The organism is Sulfurimonas sp. NW15 (genome assembly GCF_051132285.1).
Classification (GTDB): Bacteria; Campylobacterota; Campylobacteria; order Campylobacterales; family Sulfurimonadaceae; genus Sulfurimonas; species Sulfurimonas hydrogeniphila.
Window position 1 is genome coordinate 781,423 of the sequence record NZ_CP093237.1, and the last position, 23,531, is coordinate 804,953.

19 protein-coding genes and 1 tRNA gene are annotated in these 23,531 nt (G+C 37.1%); 16 read left to right on the forward strand and 4 right to left on the reverse strand.

Going from position 1 to position 23,531, the window contains the following annotated elements; translation table 11 throughout:
- The first annotated feature begins 163 nt into the window (after positions 1–163).
- Together thiC and MLC52_RS04020 are read left to right on the forward strand one after the other, a co-directional pair.
- The gene (thiC, locus tag MLC52_RS04015) at positions 164–1,564 is read left to right on the forward strand and encodes a phosphomethylpyrimidine synthase ThiC (RefSeq protein ID WP_346388521.1); all 1,401 of its coding nucleotides are present in this window, start codon (positions 164–166) and stop codon (positions 1,562–1,564) included.
- A 210-nt stretch (positions 1,565–1,774) separates the two neighbouring features.
- A complete protein-coding gene (locus MLC52_RS04020) occupies positions 1,775–2,932 on the forward strand; it encodes an Mrp/NBP35 family ATP-binding protein (protein WP_151900727.1) in 1,158 nt (385 codons plus the stop codon).
- A 53-nt stretch (positions 2,933–2,985) separates the two neighbouring features.
- Here the strand turns inward: MLC52_RS04020 and MLC52_RS04025 are convergent, their stop codons facing one another.
- The 3 genes from MLC52_RS04025 to MLC52_RS04035 form a co-directional block, all read right to left on the reverse strand.
- Entirely contained in the window at positions 2,986–4,833 is a 1,848-nt protein-coding gene (locus MLC52_RS04025) for a GGDEF domain-containing protein (protein WP_434581381.1), read from the reverse strand.
- Positions 4,834–5,093: 260 nt separating this feature from the next.
- Positions 5,094–6,908: a glutamine--fructose-6-phosphate transaminase (isomerizing) gene (gene glmS, locus MLC52_RS04030; protein ID WP_434581382.1), complete on the reverse strand. Its 1,815-nt coding sequence runs from the start codon at positions 6,906–6,908 to the stop codon at positions 5,094–5,096.
- A 9-nt stretch (positions 6,909–6,917) separates the two neighbouring features.
- The gene (locus MLC52_RS04035) at positions 6,918–9,431 is read right to left on the reverse strand and encodes an HD domain-containing protein (RefSeq protein WP_418641200.1); all 2,514 of its coding nucleotides are present in this window, start codon (positions 9,429–9,431) and stop codon (positions 6,918–6,920) included.
- A 262-nt stretch (positions 9,432–9,693) separates the two neighbouring features.
- On the opposite strand from MLC52_RS04035, the gene MLC52_RS04040 reads away from it, so the two are divergent.
- From MLC52_RS04040 to MLC52_RS04075, 8 genes are all read left to right on the forward strand, one after another.
- On the forward strand, positions 9,694–9,981 hold the full coding sequence (locus tag MLC52_RS04040) for a putative quinol monooxygenase (protein ID WP_151900724.1): 288 nt from the start codon (positions 9,694–9,696) through the stop codon (positions 9,979–9,981).
- Between the two features lie 3 nt (positions 9,982–9,984).
- Positions 9,985–11,160 (forward strand): class II aldolase/adducin family protein, encoded by a 1,176-nt coding sequence (locus MLC52_RS04045; RefSeq protein WP_418641201.1) that lies wholly within the window; start codon positions 9,985–9,987, stop codon positions 11,158–11,160.
- A gap of 221 nt (positions 11,161–11,381) precedes the next feature.
- On the forward strand, positions 11,382–11,891 hold the full coding sequence (locus MLC52_RS04050; protein WP_434581383.1) for a transposase: 510 nt from the start codon (positions 11,382–11,384) through the stop codon (positions 11,889–11,891).
- 190 nt (positions 11,892–12,081) lie between these two features.
- On the forward strand, positions 12,082–13,644 hold the full coding sequence (lsrK, locus tag MLC52_RS04055; protein ID WP_434581384.1) for an autoinducer-2 kinase: 1,563 nt from the start codon (positions 12,082–12,084) through the stop codon (positions 13,642–13,644).
- A gap of 169 nt (positions 13,645–13,813) precedes the next feature.
- Positions 13,814–14,851, forward strand: a complete 1,038-nt coding sequence (gene mqnE / locus MLC52_RS04060; RefSeq protein ID WP_151900720.1) for an aminofutalosine synthase MqnE — start codon at positions 13,814–13,816, stop codon at positions 14,849–14,851.
- Positions 14,852–15,105: 254 nt separating this feature from the next.
- Positions 15,106–15,879, forward strand: a complete 774-nt coding sequence (locus MLC52_RS04065; RefSeq protein ID WP_434581385.1) for a glycosyltransferase family 2 protein — start codon at positions 15,106–15,108, stop codon at positions 15,877–15,879.
- A gap of 596 nt (positions 15,880–16,475) precedes the next feature.
- A tRNA-Phe gene (locus MLC52_RS04070) sits at positions 16,476–16,551 on the forward strand.
- A gap of 98 nt (positions 16,552–16,649) precedes the next feature.
- Entirely contained in the window at positions 16,650–17,198 is a 549-nt protein-coding gene (locus MLC52_RS04075; RefSeq protein WP_434581386.1) for a Uma2 family endonuclease, read from the forward strand.
- A 132-nt stretch (positions 17,199–17,330) separates the two neighbouring features.
- Here MLC52_RS04075 and MLC52_RS04080 read toward each other — a convergent pair whose 3' ends face one another.
- Positions 17,331–17,579 carry a ComEA family DNA-binding protein gene (locus tag MLC52_RS04080; protein ID WP_434581387.1) on the reverse strand — a complete coding sequence of 83 codons (249 nt, stop codon included), beginning with the start codon at positions 17,577–17,579 and terminating at the stop codon, positions 17,331–17,333.
- A 371-nt stretch (positions 17,580–17,950) separates the two neighbouring features.
- Here MLC52_RS04080 and MLC52_RS04085 point away from each other — a divergent pair, with 371 nt between their 5' ends.
- The 6 genes from MLC52_RS04085 (at position 17,951) to MLC52_RS04110 (ending at position 23,531) form a co-directional block, all read left to right on the forward strand.
- Positions 17,951–18,307: a MarR family EPS-associated transcriptional regulator gene (locus MLC52_RS04085; protein WP_151900715.1), complete on the forward strand. Its 357-nt coding sequence runs from the start codon at positions 17,951–17,953 to the stop codon at positions 18,305–18,307.
- Positions 18,308–18,440: 133 nt separating this feature from the next.
- Complete coding sequence (gene pseB, locus MLC52_RS04090; protein ID WP_151900714.1) at positions 18,441–19,427, forward strand: UDP-N-acetylglucosamine 4,6-dehydratase (inverting); 987 nt, start codon at positions 18,441–18,443, stop codon at positions 19,425–19,427.
- 1 nt (position 19,428) lies between these two features.
- Positions 19,429–20,556, forward strand: a complete 1,128-nt coding sequence (gene pseC, locus MLC52_RS04095; protein WP_434581388.1) for a UDP-4-amino-4,6-dideoxy-N-acetyl-beta-L-altrosamine transaminase — start codon at positions 19,429–19,431, stop codon at positions 20,554–20,556.
- Positions 20,553–21,461 carry an aldo/keto reductase gene (locus MLC52_RS04100; RefSeq protein ID WP_434581389.1) on the forward strand — a complete coding sequence of 303 codons (909 nt, stop codon included), beginning with the start codon at positions 20,553–20,555 and terminating at the stop codon, positions 21,459–21,461. Before pseC ends, MLC52_RS04100 begins: the two co-directional genes overlap by 4 nt.
- Complete coding sequence (locus tag MLC52_RS04105; protein WP_434581390.1) at positions 21,458–22,225, forward strand: cytidylyltransferase domain-containing protein; 768 nt, start codon at positions 21,458–21,460, stop codon at positions 22,223–22,225. The genes MLC52_RS04100 and MLC52_RS04105 overlap by 4 nt, the downstream gene beginning before the upstream one ends.
- Positions 22,218–23,531, forward strand: coding sequence for an aminotransferase class III-fold pyridoxal phosphate-dependent enzyme (locus tag MLC52_RS04110; RefSeq protein WP_434581391.1), 1,314 nt, complete (start codon positions 22,218–22,220; stop codon positions 23,529–23,531). The genes MLC52_RS04105 and MLC52_RS04110 overlap by 8 nt, the downstream gene beginning before the upstream one ends.

Below are 23,531 nucleotides of genomic sequence, written 5' to 3' on the forward strand. Positions count from 1 at the left end.
TTTATCTTGAATGTGTAAATTTGTCATTTTTATGTTCACATTTTTTGACTAAGCACTTACATAAATAATCTCATCAATTGTTTCACTTTATGTTAGATTAACTTTATTTGATTATATTTCCATCATATATAAAGAATGAAAATATAATATTGAGGAGTAACTTATGAGATCTTCATGGGTAAAAGAGCGAGAGGGTGATTCTGTAAGAACACAGATGCACTACGCAAAGAAAGGCATCATCACACAAGAAATGGAGTATGTTGCAAAAGTAGAAGATTTGTCTCCTGAACTGGTTCGTAGCGAGATAGCACGCGGTAGACTGATTATACCGGCAAATATAAATCATACTTCATTGGAACCAATGGCTATCGGAATTGCAAGTAAATGTAAAATAAATGCAAATATCGGTTCTTCTGCCATTGCCTCTGATGTACAGGGTGAAGTAGAAAAGATGGAGGTCTCTCAACACTATAAGGCAGATACAGCAATGGATCTCTCAACCGGCGGCGACCTGGATGAAATCAGAAAAGCTGTTATTGCTTCTTCAAAGATTCCTATCGGAACAGTGCCTATTTATCAGATTTTGCATGATGTCGGGAATAAAATCGAAGATTTGACTATAGAGGTTATGCTTGAAGTGCTGGAACGTCAGGCAAAACAAGGGGTTTCTTACTTTACAATTCATGCGGGTTTCCTGCTTGAGACTATGCCTAAAGTTGCAAAGCGTAAAATGGGTATTGTCTCTCGCGGGGGATCTTTAATGGCTGCCTGGATGATGCATTATCACAGAGAAAACCCTTTTTATACGGCATTTGATGATATTTTGGATATCTGCGCAAAGTATGATGTTTCTCTTTCATTAGGAGACTCTCTTCGTCCCGGTTGTCTGGCAGATGCGTCTGATGAAGCACAGCTTGGTGAACTCAAAGTGCTTGGAGATTTAACGCTTCGTGCCTGGGAAAAAGATGTGCAGGTTATGATTGAAGGTCCGGGACATGTTCCAATCAACCAGATTGAACGTAACATGAAGATACAAAGAGAACTCTGCCATGAAGCACCTTTTTATATTTTAGGTCCTTTGGTTACTGATATTGCAGCGGGATATGATCATATCTCTTCTGCAATCGGTGCGGCTGTCGGCGGATGGCACGGTGCGAGCATGCTTTGTTATGTAACACCAAAAGAGCATCTTGGTCTTCCAAATGCCGATGATGTCCGCGAGGGAATTATTGCTTACAAAATTGCGGCACATGCTGCTGATATCGCCCGCGGACGTAAAGGTGCACGTGATGTTGATGATGCCATGAGTGATGCACGTTATACATTTGACTGGGAAAAACAGTTTGAATTGGCACTTGACAGCGAACGCGCTCGCGAATACCATGATGAAACACTGCCTCAGGATGTATTTAAAGAAGCAGAATTCTGTTCTATGTGCGGGCCTAAATTTTGTTCATACAAAATTACACAGGAAATTATGGACAACCCTGAGGGAATAGAAAGAATTATTCAAGACAACAAAGATAAAGAAGCGGCAGAGGCTGAAGCAGAAGCTTTAGTTTAAAGTCTGGCTTAAAAAGAAATTGATTTTAAACAAGACAATATTTATCTTATTTAGATATAGTACACTTTTAAAGCAAAAATTGTCAAAAAGTTTAAATAGTCGGAACTATCCTTTAGGGTCAATGCCAATAAGTTAAGCGACTCTTTGGGAATCCGCACTCTAGTGCGGGCTGAGAATGGCAAAAAAGTTAAATAAATTAAAGGAAAACGAATGACTGAAGAAATTGTAAAATCGGCACTCTCAAAAGTTATGTATCCAGGATTTACCAAAGATATCGTAACATTTGGTTTTGTAAAAGATATAGCAATAAACGGAAATGATGTAAGTTTCACTGTTGAAATTACATCATCAGCTCCGGAAGTAGCACAACAAATTAAAGATGAAGCTACAGAAGCTTTAAAATCAGCAGGGGCAGAAAATGTTACTGTAAATATAAAAGCACCGCAAATGCCAAAAGAAAGTTCGTCTCAAGGCAAAAACATCGCACCGCAAATCAAAAACTTTTTGATGGTCAGTTCAGGCAAAGGCGGTGTCGGAAAATCAACTACTGCTGTCAATATTGCAATTGCACTTGCGCAACAAGGCAAGAAAGTAGGTCTTTTGGATGCTGACATTTATGGTCCGAATATCCCTCGTATGTTAGGTATTTCTGATCAAAAACCGGAAGTAACCGGAAATAAAGTACTTCCGATGAAAGCATACGGTATTGAAGTTATGTCTATGGGATCACTCATGGAAGAAGGACAGTCGTTAATCTGGCGCGGTGCTATGATTATGAAAGCGATAGAACAGTTCTTGCGTGATATTTTATGGTCAGAACTGGATGTTTTAGTGATTGATATGCCGCCGGGAACAGGTGATGCACAGCTTTCACTTGCACAGGCTGTGCCTGTAACTGCGGGTCTGACTGTAACAACACCACAGTCTGTTTCACTTGATGATTCACGCCGTTCACTTGATATGTTTAGAAAATTAAACATTCCTATAGCCGGAATTGTTGAGAATATGAGCGGATTTATTGCACCTGATACCGGTGTTGAGTATGATATTTTCGGAAAAGGCACATCTCAGCCAATGGCGGATGAGTTTGATACGAAAATAATTGCCGAAATCCCAATTGAGCCGGCTATCCGTACCGGTGGAGATGAAGGAAAACCAATTATTTTTGCAGACCCGTCATCAGAAACAGCAAAACGTTATATGAAAGCTGCTGAATCTATCTGGAGTACAATTGAAGAGATCAATGCAAACGGCGGAGTGGACAACCAGTCTGTTCAGCCGACAACACCACCGGGTGTAAGTGCATGTTCAACAGGTGCTGCTTCTGCACCTAAAGAGCAAAGCGGCGGCGGATGCGGCTGTAGCTAAAACTTATAAACAAGCAACGCTTTTTGCGTTGCTTAAGCTTCCTCTATATCTGTTTATCGTAAGTGCTCATCCTCTGACATCTCCGGTTTATACTCAACAATTTTATTTCTTCCTGTCGTTTTTGCCACATACAAAGCAGTATCTGCGTATTTGATACATTTCCAAATAGTATCACCGTCTTTGGGAAACTTGGATATACCTATACTCATGGTTTTTTGTATGGTTTTTCCGTTGCCGACATCAAAAACAAGTTTTGAAAATTCAGAGTGAATTTTTGAAGCGATCATTTTTGTTCCCTCGTCTGTAGCATTGTGCAGCAGGACAACAAACTCTTCTCCGCCGTATCGAATAGCCAGGTCTGATTCTCTGATACTGCTGCGGAGTACTTCTCCTATTTTGGCAATAACTTTGTCTCCTACATCATGCCCGTAGGTGTCATTGACTTTTTTAAAGAAATCAACATCAAGCATTAAAACACTGTATGTTGTATTGTCCCGTTTTGCCTGATTTGCAAAAGTGTCTATAAATTCTTCGAGAAATCTTCTGTTATAAAGTCCTGTCATTGCGTCTCTGAGAGAGGTGTCACGGAGTTTGGACATTAAAATTTTACTCTCTATAACTGGTTTAGCCGCTTCAAGATAGTTTTCAATACTTTTAATAAAACTATTGACTCTGTTTAATTCATTTTTCTCTTTGGTTGTAATAGAAATGACAAGAGAGTTTTCATCATTAATGGTAAAAGGAATACATATATACTCCAATCCTTCACAACTGCATTCTCGGCATAAATTGACAAATTCACTTGAGATTACTGCCGTATTTGTTCTGTGTGCTCTGCATAATGAGGCATCTTCGTCCACTTTGTCATTGCAGACACTTTTGCCGTTGGAGATGTAAATAAGCTTTCTTGCTGCCTTGAGTGTATCTATTTCATAAAATGCAAAATGCGAAAGCTCATATTTATTACTCAGTACATCTACAATTCTTTGATAGACTATCTCTTTTGTAAAATCATGTTCAATCGTCTTTTTAAATTTATATATATCTGAGAGTTCTCCGATGATTGTTTTTGCCTCTTGAAGAGGGTCACTTGAAGAGACACATCCCTGGGGAATAAATGTTGCAAGGTTGTATTTTATGTCGCCAAAGGTCTCTTGCATTTTTCTAAAGAGCGTATTAAGCTGATCGACAATGTTTTTGGCATCACCTTTCACTTTTGTGGTAAATTCATAGGAAAAGTCTCCCTTGTAGGCTTTTCTTATTCCTTTTTGCATATTGGAGAAAAGCTCCATATAGGGTGTTACATAATGGTTGATCAGAAGTAATACAATGACAATGAAAAGAAGATTTATTCCAAGTATTTTCAAAATGGTAAACATCCCTGCATTACGCATATCTGTAATGTCAAACTCCATACTGATGGCTCCGAGTGTATCTCCTCGCTGAACATTGTGACAGGAGAGACAGTTTGGACCGTTTGCAACTGTGGCTTTATAGGGAATAGTAATTCTAAGCATAGAGTTTTCAGTCGATTCTGAAATTTTTTGAACCGTCTTTCCTGTTTTTAAAACTTCTTCATCAATCGCATCTCTTACTGTTTCACTGTTAAAGCCTTTTCCGTATTGTTTGATGACTTTATCAGATCGGACAATCCACAAGTTTTTTATTTTATCATTGTTGGAGCTGATTTGGGTGAGGAAATAACTTCTTTTGTCCATAATACCGTTGACCATATGTGCTGTCAACCCGTCTTTGACGATAGCTGCAGCCATTGTAGCTTTTTGTGTGGCATCTTTTATACTGTATTCCCTGAAATTTAAAGAGACATTCACGATAGTGGCCAGGCCAAGACCCAAAAGCATTAAAGCGACAAAGAGTAGGAGTTTTGATTTTGTTTGCATAGTGTTCACTTATAATAGGATTGTTTTTAATATATTAGCCAGAAACAAATTAATTTAAAGTGAAAAATGTTATTTTTGTCTATAAGTTACATTTTAGTGATAAAACAGAGCTTTCGAAGAACCAATGCAGTGCGGGCTGAGAGTGGCAAAAAAGTTCAAAGAGTCGGCACTAAAGTACCGATTCCGGGAGTCACTGCATTCCGGAACCCGTACTTCAGTGCGGGCTTGCAGGCAGAGAAAGTACCGATTTTAAGAAATATCTATTCTACCGTAACACTTTTTGCAAGGTTTCTTGGCATATCAACATCATTTCCAAGACGAATCGAAATTTCTAGGGATAAGAGTTGTAAAACAACCATCATTTCAAAAAACTCCAGCATATAGTGTTCATGTTCTTTTGTCTGGATGAAGTCATCCGCCTTGTCAAATTCCAAAGGACTGATGGCACAGATAGTAGAATCTCTTGCACTCAGCTCCTCAGCATTGCTTTTTGATTTTTCATAAAGCATATGCTGCGGCAGCAGGGCAATGGTGAAGAGTTCCGGATCGGCCAGAGCAATAGGTCCGTGCTTCATCTCTCCGCTTGGATACCCTTCGGCATGGAGATAAGAGATCTCTTTGAGTTTTAAAGCACCCTCAAGGGCCAATGGAAAAAAGACATCCCTGCCGATAAAGAAAAAACCGTGTCCGTGCAAGTAGCGTTTTGACAACCGTTTGATGCGTTCATGCAGGGTATCACTGACCTTTACACTTGCAGGAATGCTGCGCAGATGGTGTATATGTTGTGCCATTGCAGCTTTGGTGAGTGTTTTTTTGCTTTGTGCTACATGTAAAGCAAGCATCCAAAAAACCGTGACCTGAGTTGCAAAGGCTTTTGTCGAAGCCACCCCTTTTTCAATGCCTGCCCGCGTGAGTATCGTTTTGTCGGCAATGCGGACCATGGAAGAGTTGTCAACATTACATATAACAAGCGTTTTTAATCCTGCTTTTTTGGCCATTTTGAGTGTCTCAAGTGTATCTGCAGTCTCACCGCTTTGTGATATAACAACAAAGAGTGTATCTTCACTCATGAGAGGTGAACGGTAGCGAAACTCTGAAGCAACTTCAACAGAAGTTTTTATTTTTGCATAGCGTTCAAACAGGTAGGAGGCTGTCAGGGCCGAATGGTATGAAGTACCGCAGGCACATAGTTTTATCTCGTTGATACCTTCGAAAAAATCCTTTCCCAGTTCATCAAAAATGATTGCATCATCACTCAAACGTCCTAAAAGCGTATCGGCAACAACAGAACTCTGTTCATATATCTCCTTTTCCATAAAAAAACGGTATCCCTCTTTTTGTGCGGAGAGTTTGTTGTTTGTAAGCTGTATGAAATGAGGTTCTTTTTTTTCACGGTTCTTGTCAAAAATAACAAGCTCATCATGTGTTGCATAGCCGTAATCACCGTCTTCAAAGTAATTGACTTCACCACACTGTCCGATAAGCGGTGTGTCCGAGGATGCAAAATATTTTTCATTTGCTTCGTTGATGCCTACAAGCATGGGAGAACCGTTTTTTGCGAAAAATATTTTATTTTTTTCTTCTTTCGTGACTAAAAGAATTGCATAAGCCCCTTTGAGTTCAAAAATTGTTTTTTCAAAGGCTTCAAAAGCATTCTTGGTATTTTTCAGGTTTTTTTCAAATTGATGTACAATCACTTCGGTATCTGTCTGGCTTAAAAAAATACTACCTTCTTTGAGGAGTTCTTTTTTTAACTCCGCATAGTTTTCTATAATGCCGTTATGCACGACATAAGAGTGTATTCCGGTATGGGGATGGGCGTTGAGTTCTGTTGGTTTGCCGTGTGTTGCCCAGCGGGTATGTCCGATACCGACTGCAAATTTGTCGGTCACAAAATCTTTTGTTTTTTCTTCAAGGTTGACAAGTTTGCCTACGGCTTTGAAATTGGAAAATTCTCCATTACTCAACACTGCAATACCGGCAGAATCATAACCTCTGTATTCGAGCTCTTTGAGGCCGTTTAATAAAATTTCTTTTGTATTTTTGTTTCCTATATATCCGACAATTCCGCACATGCAGACCCTTTATTTTGTATTTTCTGATAATAATTCATAGATTTTTTCAACATTATTACATATATTGTTTTGTTTTTCCATTAAAAAACTGTCTCGGACTTTGTATTTGCTTGAGTGGATTTTTGCTGTGATGATATTGATATGCAGCTCTTCAAACTTGTGCATGACATAGGCCAAAAGCCCTATCTGGTTTGCCGTATGAATTGTCAGTTCGGCATGCGTCATTGAGTGTTCACAGTCAATTGCAATCTCTTCTCTTTTAATGTGAATTTTTTTGAGTTTGACCTCTTTACTCATGTCAAAAGCATTGTCAATGGTGTCTTGAATTTCAACGAGTACATTAGAGTCTACATTTTGTATAAACTCGATTTTAAAATATTTAATGCCGTCAAAGAGAGTGAAAATCTCCATCGAAGCAACATTGAGATGTGCCAGGGTAGCTAGAAGATAACCGATATTTAAAGGGATACGACGATAAATTTCTATACTCAAAGAGTTGATGTTTTTGACTCGAAAACTGTACTCTTTTGTCTCTTTTGCAATTTTGGCAATACTGATAATGTCCTGGGGTGCATGTTTAAAGAAAAAAAGATTGGATTCTATTGTTAAAACTTTTTTCTGCAACAGACTCGGCAGTTCTTTAAACTCGTCAAGATTTCTGACTCTTGCTTCTATGAGCAGTCTTTTTTTTGCATCGGTAATTCTTCCAGTGTTTTGGGCAATCTCAAGAGCACTTAAATACAAATCATGTAAAAGTTTTGCATTAAAAGCGTTGTAGATATCTCCGCCGACACCGCTGATATCGGCATAGGTGAGGATGTAAAGCAGTTGAAGGTTTTTGGCATCGCCCACTTTTGACATAAATTTATAGAGTGTTTTTTCATTGTGTATGTTTTCTTTGAAGGCTACACTGCTCATAAGAATATGCTGCCGAACAAGAGTGACTGCTCTTTTTGTCTGCTCTTCATTCAAATGGATATGTTTTGCAAACTGCACAACAAGTTTTGCGCCGACTTCACTGTGATCCTGCCTTCTTCCCTTGCCGCTGTCATGGAAAAATACGACAATTTTGAGAATCAGTTTTTCTTCTTCGCTCAGTGTATCAAAAAGATTTTGCAAAAAAGGCTCTGTAATGTTTTCCAGGGCTTGGACACATTTGATGGAATGAATATCAACAGGGTAGTGATGGTAGCCGTCAAACTGTGGCAGATGCATGACTTTTCGAAAATTCGGAAAAATTTTTGGAAGGATTCCCGCATCATAAAAAAGTTTTAAAAAGGAAGCTATATGGGCTTTTGTAAAGAGCTTTTTTATGAGAAAATAGGTTTTTTCACTCAGTGGATGGGAAACTTTTGCAACAGTAAACTGATGCAAAAAACCGGCATCAAAACGGTAGTCTTTGTCTTCCAGGTCAAGAAGCAGTTGCAGTAAATCTGAAATTTTTTGCTGAGGCAGCTTGAAGGAAGCATAAAGCCTTGCATTGTACTGATAAAAACCTTTTTTGAGCCTGTTTCGTTTGAAAGATGCTATATGTTTGGCATCATAGATATAGGGACGTACCATTTTTTTTACAAAAATCTGTGTGAAGTTATTGATACGCCATCCGGCTTCCAAAACTTTAGCGGCAAGTTTTTTTTGGTCTTTGAAGCCTAATAGTTTACTCACTTGAGGAATATACTCAAGAAGCAGTCTGTCTTCTTGTTTGTTTGCTATGAGGTGCAGGGCGCTTCTGACTCTGTAGAGGAGTTCAAGGGCTATGCGGAATTCTTTGTACTCTTCATCACTGAAAACAGTACCGCTGAGTTCTTTGATACTGTTAATGCCATAAATTGTTTTGGCTACCCAGTAGATGAGGTGGGCATCCCGTAAGCCTCCAACACTCTCTTTTATGTTTGGTTGCATAGAGGTCGGGTATTTTTTTCTTCTTTTTTGTGCTTCTTCTATTTTGGCAAGGAGAAACTCTTTTTGTTCATGCAGACGAATTCTGCCAAGTTCTCTCTGCGTTGCATGCCAGGTAAAGGGAGATCCTGTGATAAACCTGGATTCCATTAAAGAGGTTTTGATGGTTATATCCTGTATGCTTGCTTTAAAGAGGTCGTCAACCTCGTGGACTCTGTGTCCGAGTTTCATCCCTGCATCAAGGGCAAGATAAAACAGTTTTTCGATAATGAGTTCAGAGTTGTACCCTTCAACATCCTGGTAAACGATGAGCAGGTCAATATCACTGTGTACACAGAGCTGTTCTCTGCCATAACTTCCAAGGGCTATAATGGCTATGGGTATGGAACTGCGCATAGGCAGGTAGTTGCCAAATGCTCGACGCAGGACAGTTTTATACATCAGTTCGATGATGGAGTCGAGTTTTTTTGTGTGGCGGACAAGGAAGTCTTTGCCCTGGTTTTTTGTAAAAAGTTCGGGAAGCGATTCTTTATACTCTTTTATGTATTGTTTAAAAAGTTTGGACAGCTCAAAGTCTGAGCCTTTTTTTTCTAATACATTTTCTATTTCTAAAAGTAAATTCATAATTGATTATATTGAATTTTTGCTATAATTTATCTTTAAAATTTAAAAAAGCAAAAATAGTCGACAATGGAACCTATTTTTGGAGGGTCAATGCCGTTAGGTTAAGAAAAAAAGTTCGATATTCTTTCGGAATCTAGGCCTTAGTTTTGAAAGACACAAAGCCCGCACTGAAGTACGGGTTCCGAAAAAGCCGCTTAACTTAATGGAACCCATCCTTTAGGGTGGGCTGAGAACGGCAGTAAAAATAAAAAGGGAAAATAAAATGACAATTACAAAAAGCGTAACATTCATAGCAAAAGAGGGCTGTGAAGAAAAAATGAAAGAACTGCTGTCTGCAATGGTAGCACCGAGCAAGGCAGAAAAAGGCTGTATTTTTTATGAAATATTTCAATACAAAAACGATAAAAAAAGATTTATGGCAGTTGAGACCTGGGAAAATGAAGCTGCACTGAACGGGCATAAAGCCTCTGCCCATTATAAAGTATATAAATCTTCATACGAGCCATACTGTGAAGACAAATACACAGATGAATTAGAAGTGTTGGGCTAAATCATGGACAATTTATGGAATGAAAAAAAAGCGGCTGCATGTAAAAGTGATTTGGATTTGAGGGTATACAGCTCAAACCTGTTGGGACAAAATGATGAACTGGTACTGCACGGAGGCGGCAATACCTCACTCAAAAGCAAAATAAACGGCGAAGATGTCTTACATGTAAAGGGAAGTGGCTGGGACTTGGCAAGCATAGAAGCAGAAGGTTTTGCACCTGTGAAACTGGATGTACTTTTAGAAATGGCAAAACGTGAGCATTTGAGTGACAGTGAAATGGTACACCTGCAACGAGAGGCGATGACGGATAAATCTGCGCCGAATCCTTCGGTGGAAGCGATACTGCATGCGCTGATTCCCTACAAATTTGTGGACCATACCCATGCGGATGCTATTGTAACGATTTCAAATTCAGTGAACGGGGATGAGCATATTGTCAAGCTTTTTCCAAATTTTTTAATTGTTGATTATATTATGCCGGGCTTTGAACTGGCACATACAATTTATAAAATGACAAAAGATTTGGACTGGGAGAGTATAGACGGCATCATTTTGCATCATCACGGGATTTTTACTTTCGACAATGATGCCAAAAAATCTTATGACAAAATGATAGAAGCCGTCACAAAAGCAGAAAATTTTTTGGACGAACAGGCTGTTGTGCATATTGAACATAATTATGTCCACAGTGACTGTGATATCGGGAAAATAACAAAGGTACTTTCTGCCGCGAAAGGCTATGAAGTCTCTATCAATATCAATCAGTCGCCTTTGGCAGCATATTATGCGTCACAGCCGAATTTAAAAGAGTTTGCATCACGCGGTGTTTTGACTCCTGAGCATATCATACGCACAAAAAGAGTACCGCTTGTGATGGAAGATACAAATTTGGAAGCAGCAGTAGAAAAATATATGCAAGAGTATAAAACCTATTTTGAAAAATATGCCACTGATGAGGTGATGCTGAATCCTGCACCCAATTATATGATTATAAAAAATCTTGCAGTCATCTCTTTTGGAAAAGACAGAAAAGAAGCGGCAATTATTAATGATATAGTCAATCATACCATGCTGGCAGTATTGCGGGCAGACAAATTAGGCGGCTACCAAAGCATCAGTGAAAAAGAGAGCTTTGCGATGGAATACTGGGAACTGGAACAGGCAAAATTGAAAAAGTAGCAGCAGTCGGCACTGAAGTACCGATTCCAGGAGTCACTGTATTCCGGAACCCGTACTTCAGTGCGGGCAAGCGTGGCAAAAAAGTTCAAAGAGTCGGCACTGAAGTACCGATTCCGGGAGTCACTGCATTTTGGAACCCATCCTTTAGGGTGGGCGGGAGCGGCAAAAAAGTTCAAAGAGTCGGTACTACAGAAAAAATTTTATAAAGGTATAAACATAGAATGAACCACACAAAACTGCATCATATCAGCCTGCAAGAACATTACCAGTTTGTTACCTTTCGTACAGAGGATAGTGTCGATGCCTATGTACGAAAAATCTTGGAAAATGATGAAAAAGAGTTTATAAAGCAGTTTCAAATCGACAACTATTTAGACAGTTCAAAAAATGGTGCCTATCTGTTTGATGAAGCTATTGATGTCTTTGTAGATGTAATTTTAGAAGAAGACGAAAAACTTTATGATGTGGAAATGATGGCAGTTATGCCAAATCATATTCATTTATTATTCAAGCAAAATGAGGATTTAGGTAAAATTATGCAATATATCAAAGGTAAAAGTGCGGTTGCACTCAATGAACTTTTGCAAAAATCAGGAAAATTTTGGGCAGACGGGTATTATGACAAACTTATAAGAGATGAAGAATATTATGTAAAAGTTTATAATTACATAAAAAACAACCCTCTCAAAGCCGGACTCACAGATGAGCGGGTTTTTAGTAAATATGAGTAACAAAAGTCGGCACTAAAGTACCGATTCCGGGAGTCACTATTTTTCGGAACCCATCCTTTAGGGTGGGCGGGAGCGGTGAAAAAGTAACAACAGTCGGCACTGAAGTACCGATTCCGAGGAGACACTGCATTTTGGAACCCGTACTTCAGTGCGGGCAAGCGTGGTAGGAAAGTTAATGAAAAGGAAAAATATGGCATATCTTTTAGCAATAGATGCAGGTACAGGAAGTATTCGTGCTGTACTTTTTGATACGCAGGGGAAGCAAATTGCCGCAGAGCAAAAAGAATGGACACACCTCGAAGAAGCAGGTGTAGCAAACTCCATGGCTTTTGATTTTGAAAAGAACTGGCTGCTTACATGTAACTGTATCAAAAATGTCATTGCAAAATCAAAGATTAATCCTGCAGATATTTTGGCACTCAGTGCTACAAGTATGCGTGAGGGAATTGTCCTGTATGACAAAAACGGCAAGGAACTCTGGGGCGTTGCCAATGTTGATGCCCGTGCTTCAAAAGAAGTAAAATATTTAAAAGAAAAATTTCCGGAAATCGAAGAAGATTTTTACCAAAAAAGCGGACAGACCTTTGCTCTTGGCGCTTTGCCCCGTTTGCTGTGGCTTAAAAACAAGAGACCAAAAATCTATGAAAAAGTGGCAAATATTTCTATGATAGGTGATTGGATTTTGGCACGTTTGAGCGGAGTAATAGCCGTGGACCCGAGTAACGGCGGCACTACAGGAATTTTTTCTCTTGCTTCGCGCAGCTGGGAAAAAGAGATGGCACAAAAAGTCGGTATAAAAGAGGAGATATTTCCTCCTGTGCTGGAAACGGGAACGATTCTTGGCAATGTAAGTGAAAAAGTTGCAGATGAAACAGGACTGAGCCCCTTGACGAAAGTTGTGATGGGCGGAGGAGATGTGCAGCTTGGTTCTGCCGGACTCGGGGTTGTCAAAGAGGGTGATGTGGCAGTTTTGGGTGGAAGTTTTTGGCAACAGGTGGTCAATATTCCAAGCAGTGTCAAACCGCCAAAAGATATGAGTATACGCGTCAATCCGCATGTTATAGAAGGGCTTTCTCAGGCGGAGGGCATAACATTTTTTTCTGGGCTTGTTATGCGCTGGTTTCGCGACGTTTTTTGTCAGACGGAAAAAGAAGAGGCAAGTTTGTGTGGTAAAGATGTTTATGAAGTTTTAGAAGAAAAAGCACAGAAAATTCCCGCAGGTTCTTATGATATTTTACCGATATTTTCAGATGTGATGAAATACGGCAAGTGGTACCATGCCGCGCCGAGTTTTTTAAATCTCGGACTTGACGCTGAGAAATATAATCATATTTCGATGTTTCGGAGTTTGGAGGAAAATGCTGCCATTGTTTCAAGCATTAATTTGCAAAATATAGAGGCATTCAGCGGTATAAAAATAAAAGAAATCGTTTTTGCAGGCGGAGCAAGCAAAGGAAAACTGTGGGCACAGATTCTAGCGGATGTGACGGGCTGTGTAGTGAAGATTCCAAAAGTGACCGAGGCAACCGCACTTGGTGCGGCAATGGCAGCAGGTGTAGGTGTCGGTGTTTATAAAAGTTTAGCAGAAGCGGCAAAAGAGTTGGTGGTCTGGGATAAAAAATATATGCCCAACGAGAAGAATAAAGAAGTTTATGCAAAGTTAAAAGAAAGATGGCAAAAAGCGTATGAAGTGCAATTAAAGCTAGTTGATGATAATATCACGACTTCAATGTGGAAAGCCCCCGGACTTTGAAGAAATAAAGTCGGCACTGAAGTACCGATTCCGAGAACTTTCTGCCTTTTGGAACTCGTACTTCAGTGCGGGTGAGAGTGGCAAAAAAGTTTAAACAGTCGGCACTGAAGTACCGATTCCGGAGCCATTCTTGGAGTGGGCTGCAAGCGCTAAAAAAACAGGTAAAAGAATGAATAACAGAATAAATTTTGAAGATGCAATAAAACTTTATGAAAGAGACCTTTTTGAACTTGGTGAACTTGCCGATGCAAAGCGTCAGGAATTACATGGTAAAAAGACATATTTTAATATTAACCGGCATATAAACCCTACAAACGTCTGTGCAGATGTTTGTAAATTTTGCGCCTATTCGGCAACACGCAAAAATCCTAACCAGTATACAATGAGCCATGAAGAAATTATGAATATAGTCGACAACATAGTGGCACATGATGCAAAAGAGGTTCACATAGTTTCTGCGCATAATCCTAATGTAACGCTCGATTGGTATTTGGGTATTTTTAAAAAAATCAAAGAGAAGTATCCAGCCTTACATGTAAAGGCATTGACTGCTGCAGAAGTGGACTTCTTGTCTCGTCATCATGGACTTACATATGATGAAGTGCTTGATTTGATGGTAGAAAACGGTGTAGATTCTATGCCCGGCGGGGGAGCGGAGATTTTTGATGAAAAGGTCAGAGATTACATCTGTAAAGGCAAAGTGACATCAGATCAGTGGTTTGAAATTCATCGTAAATGGCATGAACGCGGGAAAAAATCTAATGTTACTATGCTTTTTGGACATGTAGAATCTCGTGCAAACCGTATAGATCATATGATGCGAATTCGTGAGTTGCAAGATATAACGGGTGGGTTTAACGCTTTTATACCGCTTGTCTATCAGACAGAAAATAATTACCTTAATATCGACAAACCGATTACGGCAAATGAAATACTCAAAACCTATGCCATTGCAAGGCTGGTTCTTGACAATGTGCCGAATTTAAAAGCGTACTGGGTGACATCGACTGTGAATCTTGCACTTGTCGCACAGGAATTCGGGGCAAATGATTTGGATGGGACGATAGAAAAAGAGTCCATCAACTCTGCAGCAGGAGCCGCGAGTGCCAATGGGGTGGATGTGAAAGAATTTACGGGATTGATAACAAATTCTGGCTTTATTCCTGTTGAGCGTGACAGTGTGTATAATGAGATAAAGGTCTGGTAAACTGGTCGGCACTAAAGTACCGATTCCGAAGAATATACAGTTATTTTGGAACCCGTACTTCAGTGCGGGCGGGAGTGGCAGGAGAGTAAAATACCGATTCCGGGAAGCTATTGTTTTTGGAACCCATCCTTTAGGGTGGGCTGGGAGTGGCACGACAGAAACAACAGTCGGCACTAAAGTGCCGATTCCGAAGAATATGCAGTTATTTTGGAACCCGTACTTCAGTGCGGGCGAGAGTGGCAGGAGAGTGAAAAATGGACATATCGGTAATCATTCCAACATATAACCGATACAAACTTTTAAAAAGAGCCATAAAATCAGTACTCGCTCAAACATACACACCAAAAGAAATTATAGTGATAGATGACGGTTCTACCGATACTACATGTAACATACAAAATGATTTTCCAAACATTATATACATTTATCAAAAAAACAGTGGAGTTTCTGCTGCACGGAACAAAGGCATAGAAATCGCCAAAAGCGAATGGATAGCTTTTTTGGACTCAGATGATGAATTCTGCCCTCAAAAGCTGCAAAAACAAGTAGATTTTCATACACATAATCTGGATATTTTAATGAGTTATACGCATGAAAAATGGGTGAGAAACGGAATTACGGTAAAAATACCTAAAAAATATAGAAAAATAGGAAAAGATGCTTTTTTAGAAAATTTGTCATATTGTAATATTGCTCCGTCATCCGTAATACTTCATAAAAGTTTACTCGAAACAGTAGGACTTTTTGATGAGCATTTGGCAGTCTGTGAAGATTATGACCTGTGGCTTCGTATTACATGTAAGCATAAAATAGGGCTTATAGATGAAACACTTATTATAAAATATGCCGGGCATGATGCACAACTCGGGTTTCGAAAAAATATGGATGTATACAGAATAAAAGTGCTCAAAAAACTGCTGCTTACATGTAATAGTGAAGAAAAAAGGCTTTTAATGCAGTATGAGTTAGATGGAAAAATTTTAGAGCAACAAAAAAGACAGAGGCGTAAAATACTACATCACAGTTGACCTGCAGGAAAAAAATGCAAAAGTGTATAAGCTTCAAAATAACAAATATATAAAAATGTGTGATGTAAGTGACGGGGTTGTAGTATTTAAAATAGATGAATGCAACAAAGAACTGCCGTTTGATTTTAGCAAGATTTGGAAACAGTCGGCACTGAAGTACCGATTCCGAGAGATGTGCAGTTTTTGGAATCTATCCTTTAGGCAATGCCATTAAGTTAAGCGGCTTTTTCGGAACCCGTACTTCAGTGCGGGCTTTGTGTTTTTCAAGATTAAAGCCTAGGTTAAAACCTAGGTTCCAAGAAAACATCAAGTTTTTTTCTCACAAGTCATGTTTTAATATAGAAAGTAGCGATTCCGGATGCCACATCCTGCAGGGTAGGCTGAGATAGTAGCAAGAAAGTTGGTAAGCAACGGTAAATATGTAGAAGATAATGCCAGTGTGTATTTACAAAAGATCTGGATAAATACAGAAATATTGTTTTAAAAAAACTATACAAAAGCTGTTGGGACAAAGAAAAAAGAAAAAAACCGCTGAAGAGCTTCATACTAAGCAACTATTCAGTTAAGTATGACTATAATTCCAACTCTTTCACAAAGGCCTGTTAGCTCAGTCGGTAGAGCAAGTGACTGAAAATCACTGTGTCCTTGGTTCGATTCCGAGACAGGCCACCACCTCATGAACATCATTACAAAATAAATATTATCAATATCTCATTCAAATAAAAAGTAAAACTTTGTTATAATGAACAATAATTTTACAAGGATTTATTATGGGCGCTTTAAAAGTAGAAGAAATACCACGATATACGTATGATGATTATAAATTATGGGATGGAAAGTGGGAACTGATAGCTGGGTATCCGTACGCTATGTCTCCTGCTCCTATGATTAAACATCAGAAAATAAGTAATAATATTGGATGGGAATTGAAAAGTATTTTTCAAGACTGTCCAAAATGTCAGGTTTTGCTTCCTGTTGATTGGAAAATTGCAGAAGATACTGTTGTTCAGCCAGACAACAGTGTGATATGTCATGAACCCAAAAATGATGCTTACATTACACAGGCTCCAAAAATTATTTTTGAAGTATTGTCCAAGGCAACTGCCAAAAAAGACAGAGGCGTAAAATATGATTTGTATGAAAAAGAGGGTGTGAACTACTACATCATGGTTGATCCTCAAGAAGAAAATGCAAAAGTGTACCAGCTTCAAAATGGCAAATATATAAAAATGTGTGATATTAGCGATGGGATTGTGACATTTAAAATTGATGAATGCAACAAAGAACAGCCGTTTGATTTTAGTAAAATTTGGAAATAGTCGGCACTCAAGTACCGGTTCCACAGTATTTGGGAACCCGTACTTTTAGTGCGGGCGAGAGTGGCAAAAAAGTTCAAACAGCTGAGACTGTATAGTTTATTAGCCGCCAATATTCTTAATATAAGAATTAAGTTATTTTTTACATTTTCCGACTGTTAAATTAGCTCTGTTCTTTTCTACAGTTTTAATACTTATACCTTTGACTGCTGTTAAATCATCTACATTTTTAAAACAGTGATTTGTTCTGTAGGCTAAAACTGCTTCAGCTTTTTTCGCACCGATGCCGCTTAGTGTTGTCAACTCTGATTTACTTGCATTGTTTATATCCACTGCACTAAAAAGCAGTGCAGTACTTATGGCTAATATAGCTAAAAATTTCATGGAAATCCTTTTTTTGATTTGAGTACAGTGTACATAAAAAAATATTATTTAGCTAATTTTATTGTAAATTGTCAGAATATTGTGTGTGCTTTTAATAGTAATGGGTATTTCTGTAACCTGGAATTGTTAGTCGGCACTGAAGTACCGATTCCGGGAAGCTATTGTTTTTGGAACCCATCCTTTAGGGTGGGCTGGGAGTGGCATGACAAAAACAACAGTCGGCACTACAGAAAAAAATTTAGTTTTTTTCTGTAGTTTGTTTTAGCATAGAAAGTACAGATTCCAGAAAAATTGAAATGAAAGAGAACATTTTATAACTATATAAGTAAAAAAAGATTATAATTCAAAAATTGAATTTTAGGAATACCGTATTGCAAAATGATGAATTGATACTGAATGTACTTAGAAAGATAGAAAGCTCAAGAAGTCAAAAATCTTTGGCTGATGAATTGGGATACAGTGTAGGAAAAGTAAACTATGTTCTTAAAGCCCTCATAGAAAAAGGCTTGGTAAAAGCCGAAAACTTTTTCGCTAACAAACATAAAAACCAGTACAAATACCTCTTGACAGAAGATGGCATAAAAACCAAAATAGACCTTACAAAAAAGTTTATCGCCAGAAAAAAAGCTGAGTATGAAGAACTGCAAAGAGAGTTGGAAACAGTCTATGACAATAGCAATAGAAAAAACAGATTATGTAATACTAACAGAAAATTTTTCACCTTTTAAGATAATAAGAAATAAATTTTTTACTACAATTCAAATTTTAGATATACTGAGTACTGCTCTTATAAAAAATACGAAAAACTCTTAGTAAACTATACAAATATGTAATTTAATATTATGAGAACAAAGGAACAAAATGTTTAACAATAAAAATATATTAATCACAGGCGGAACAGGTAGTTTCGGGAAAAAGTATACAGAAATGATACTTGCAAAGTACAAACCTAACAAAATAATTATTTTTAGTCGTGATGAATTAAAACAGTATGAAATGGCACAATCTTTTAATGATGATTGCATGAGGTATTTTATAGGGGATGTTCGCGATGCACAGCGTGTTGAATATGCTATGGATGGTGTTGATTATGTTATTCATGCGGCTGCTTTAAAGCATGTTCCTGCAGCTGAATATAATCCAACAGAGTGTATTAAAACAAATATTGATGGTGCTCAAAATGTGATAAATGCTGCTATTAAAAATGAGGTTGAAAAAGTAATAGCACTTTCTACGGATAAGGCATCGAGTCCAATTAATCTTTATGGAGCAACTAAACTGGCGTCTGATAAACTTTTTATAGCTGCAAATAATATAGTAGGAAAACGAAAAACAAGATTTGCAGTAGTTCGTTATGGGAATGTTGTTGGAAGTCGGGGTTCAGTAGTTCCTTTTTTTAAAAATCTTATTGAGACAGGTGCATCTGAATTACCTATAACCGATGCCGATATGACAAGATTTTTAATTACCCTTAAAGATGGTGTACAGTTTGTTTTAAATAATTTTGAGAGAATGCATGGAGGAGAGATATTTATTCCTAAAATTCCTTCAATGAAGATGACTGATTTAGCCAAAGCCTTAGCTCCAAATTTGCCACATAAGATTATAGGTATTCGACCGGGAGAGAAGATGCATGAGGTGATGATAACAGCTGATGACAGGGTAGTCGAATATAAAACCTATTATGTTATTACTCCAACAATTCAATTTAACCATCATGTTGATTATACAGCTAATGCTTTGGGTGAGGAAGGTAAAGATATAGGTATAGGATTTGAGTATAACTCATTAAACAATACACAATGGATAAGTAAAAAAGAGTTTTTAGCAATGGAACAAAGTTTATAAGATGAAACAATTTATTCCTTATGGTAAACAATTTATAGAGCAAGATGATATTGATGCTGTCGTAGATGTATTAAAATCAGACTATTTAACAACGGGTCCGGTAGTAAAAGTATTTGAAAAGGCTCTTAGTAATTATTGTGGAGCGAAATATTGTATTGCTGTTGCTAATGGTACCGCTGCTTTACATTTGGCTTCATTGGTTTTATTAAATAAGGATGAAAAAGTTTTAACTACACCAAACTCATTTTTGGCTACTTCCAATGCTATTTTGTATGCAGGGGCTAAACCAATTTTTGTCGATATTGCAAAAGACGGGAATATTGATTTGGATCTGTGTGAAGAGGAGCTTAAAAAAGACAGTTCTATCAAAGCCATATATGCTGTTTCCTTTTCAGGTCGCATGGTCAATCAAGAGAAGTTGAAATATCTAAAAGATACCTACAGTATTAGAATTTTAGAAGACAATGCTCATGCTATTGGAGCCGTGTATAATGGCATCAAAGCAGGGAGTTGTACAAACTCTGATGTTTCTATCTTCTCTTTTCATCCTGTGAAGCATTTGACTACGGCTGAAGGTGGAGCGATTACTACAAATTCAAAAGAGCTTTATGAAAAGATGCTTACATTGCGAGGTCACGGAATGGTTAAAACCCCCGATATGAAACCTTGGGAATATGAGATGCGGGAACTTGGATTTAACTACCGTATTAGCGATATACAGTGTGCATTAGGTCTTTCTCAACTTAATAAACTAGATAGCTTTATAGAACGGCGAACAGAGATAGTAAAAAGGTATGACGAAGCTTTTAAAGAGAGTATTATCAAGCCTCTTTATTTTTTTGATGGTAAATCATCGTATCACCTCTATGTAGTGCAAGTTGATTTCTCAAAACTTACTCTTTCAAAAGAAGAATTGTTTCATAGGCTTAGAGAAAAAAATATTGGTATTCAGTTGCATTATATACCCATTAATAAGCAACCTTATTATCAAAGCTTAGGTTATGGAGATGAATACACGCCTAATATGGATAACTATTACAAAGAGTGTTTCTCTTTACCGATGTTTCCTAAACTGAGTGATGATGAACAAGAATATATTATAGAGAATTTGTTTGAGATGTTAAAATGAAATATATAAATTTCAATGGGAATGAAATTTCCAAACTCTCTTTAGGTACAGTTCAATTTGGACTGAATTATGGTATTTCAAACAGTAGTGGTAAACCGAAACAAGATGAGGTGAATGATATTGTTGGATTTGTAACACAAAGTGGTATTAACTGTTTTGATACAGCTGTTGCTTATGGAGATAGTGAAATCGTTTTAGGCAAAGCATTAAATCAAAAAAAAAGTTGTCACATTGTTTCAAAAATAAAATCAGATTTTTTTCTTTCAGATGTGGAAAAGATACTGTTTCGCTCACTGGATAGATTAGGTTATTCAAAGTTATTTGGTTTTATGCTACATGATGGGGAGTTACTTTTTCAATGGAGAGATGAATATCGAGATAAAGTTGATAGATTAAAAAAGTATAATCTAATTAATCACTTTGGCGTTTCTATTTATACCAATGAAGAATTTGATTTGGCAATAGAGAATACTTCAATAGAAATTATTCAAATTCCTTTTAATCTGTTTGATCAGAGGGCAAATAATAATAGTTGGTTTCAAAAAGCAAAAGAGGCTAACAAATTGATTTTTATTCGTTCTGTATTTCTCCAGGGTCTTTTTTTTATGGAGATAGAAAAATTAACAGGGACACTTATGGAAGCTAAGGGGTATTTAAAGCAGATGAATAGTATGCGAGAAACACTGGATTTGTCTATAGCAGACTTTGCAATGGCATATGTAGAAAGTATAGCAGATGATGCTGTTGTTTTATTTGGATGTGACAGCTTAACTCAGGCAAAAGAAAATATAGAAACTTACAGTAAATTACCTAAATTAAAGGAAGAAATTTTAAATAATATAAACAGAACTTTTTCAAATATTCCAGAAAATATAATTAATCCAAGTAGATGGAATATGCAATGAATAGAAAAATTGTTGCACTTTTACAAGCAAGAACAGATTCTACTAGATTACCTAAAAAAGTATTGAAACCTCTTTTGGGTATACCTATGATTATTCATCAGTTGCAAAGAACAGATAAATCTAAATTAATAGATAAATTAATATTGTTAACGAGTTTGGAAAAAAACGATGATGAATTGGCAAAAACAGTTCAATTATTTGGATATTCAGTTTATCGTGGTTCAAAAAATAATGTTTTAGAAAGATTTTATAAATGCTGTAATGAGTTAGATTTAAAAGATAGCGATATTATTGTCAGGCTAACAGGAGATTGTCCTGTACATGATGCTAAGATTATAGATGAATTAATAGACGCTTTTTTAACTGCTGATTGTGATTATATGGCAAATTGTGTAAAACCAATCTATCCAGATGGACTTGATGCTGAAGTTTTTACTTTTAAAACATTAAAACAAGCATATTATGAAGCAACTAAAATATCTCAAAAAGAGCATGTAACACCTTATATTAGGAATAGCGGTAAATTCAAGGTTATGGATTTAAAAAAAGATATTATTTATAATAATTGGCGTTTAACAGTAGACGAACCAAGTGATTTTACAGTTATAGAGAAAATTTATAATCATTTCAAAACAAGTGATTTTACATTTGAAGAAATGATTTTATTTCTGGAACATAATTTAGATATTTTAGAACTCAATAGTGAAATTAATCGTAATGAGGGCTATTTAAAATCATTACAAGAGGATCAAAAAAATGGGTAAATCTCAAAAATTATACAAAAAAGCAAAACGGTATATTCCAGGAGGAACACAACTTCTTTCAAAAAGACCAGAGATGTTTTTACCTGACCTATGGCCCGCATATTACAGCAAAGCAAAAGGGTGTGAAGTTTGGGATTTAGATGATAAAAAATATATAGATATGTCTATTATGGGTATTGGAACAAATACTTTGGGATACGCAAATGATGAAGTTGATGAAGCTGTAAGAGAAGTAACTTATAAAAGTAATATGTCCACTTTTAATTGTCCTGAAGAGGTTTATTTGGCAGAAAAACTCATAAATCTTCATCCTTGGGCAGATATGGTAAGATTTGCACGAGCAGGTGGTGAAATAAATTCAATAGCTATTAGGATAGCAAGAAGTGCTACAGGTAGAGATAAAATAGCTATTTGCGGGTATCATGGCTGGCATGACTGGTATCTTTCTACAAATCTTAGCAGTGATAAGAACCTGGATGGACATCTCCTTCCAGGGTTAAAACCTAGTGGAGTTCCAAGAGGATTGGTCGGAACAACATTACCTTTTAATTATAATGATATTGAAAGTTTAGAAAAAATCATTTTAGAAAATCAAAATGAGATTGCAGCTATTAAAATGGAAGTTTCACGAAATGAAGGTCCTAATGACAGTTTTTTATATAAAGTGAGAGCTTTAGCAACTAAACATAATATTGTTTTGATTTTTGATGAGTGTACTTCAGGATTCAGGGAGAGCTATGGAGGGCTTCATAAAAATTTTGGTGTTGAACCTGATATGGCAGTTTTTGCAAAAGCTCTTGGAAATGGTTATGCTATTTCAGCTTGTATCGGTAAAAAAGAAATAATGACAGCCACACAAGATACTTTTATAAGCAGTACTTTTTGGACAGAAAGAATTGGTCCAACAGCAGCACTAAAAACACTTGAAATTATGGAAAAAGAAAAATCTTGGGAGAAGATTAGCAAGATTGGTTCAGATGTTACAACAAGATGGAAAGATTTAGCATTAAAATATGAGTTAGAAATAAATACTTGGGGTATTAAACCGTTGGGTGGATTTATGATAGAGAGCAGTGATGCATTAGAATATAAAACCTATATTACACAAGAGATGCTAAAAAAAGGATTTTTAGCTTCTAATGTTTTTTATGCTTCCATTGCACATACAAAGGATATTGTAAATGAATATTTTGAGAAATTAGAACCGATTTTTGAGATTATCAAAGAGTGTGAACTGGGAAATAAAAAAATTAAAAATTTATTAGAAACTGATGTCTGTCACAGCGGATTCAAAAGGTTGAATTAA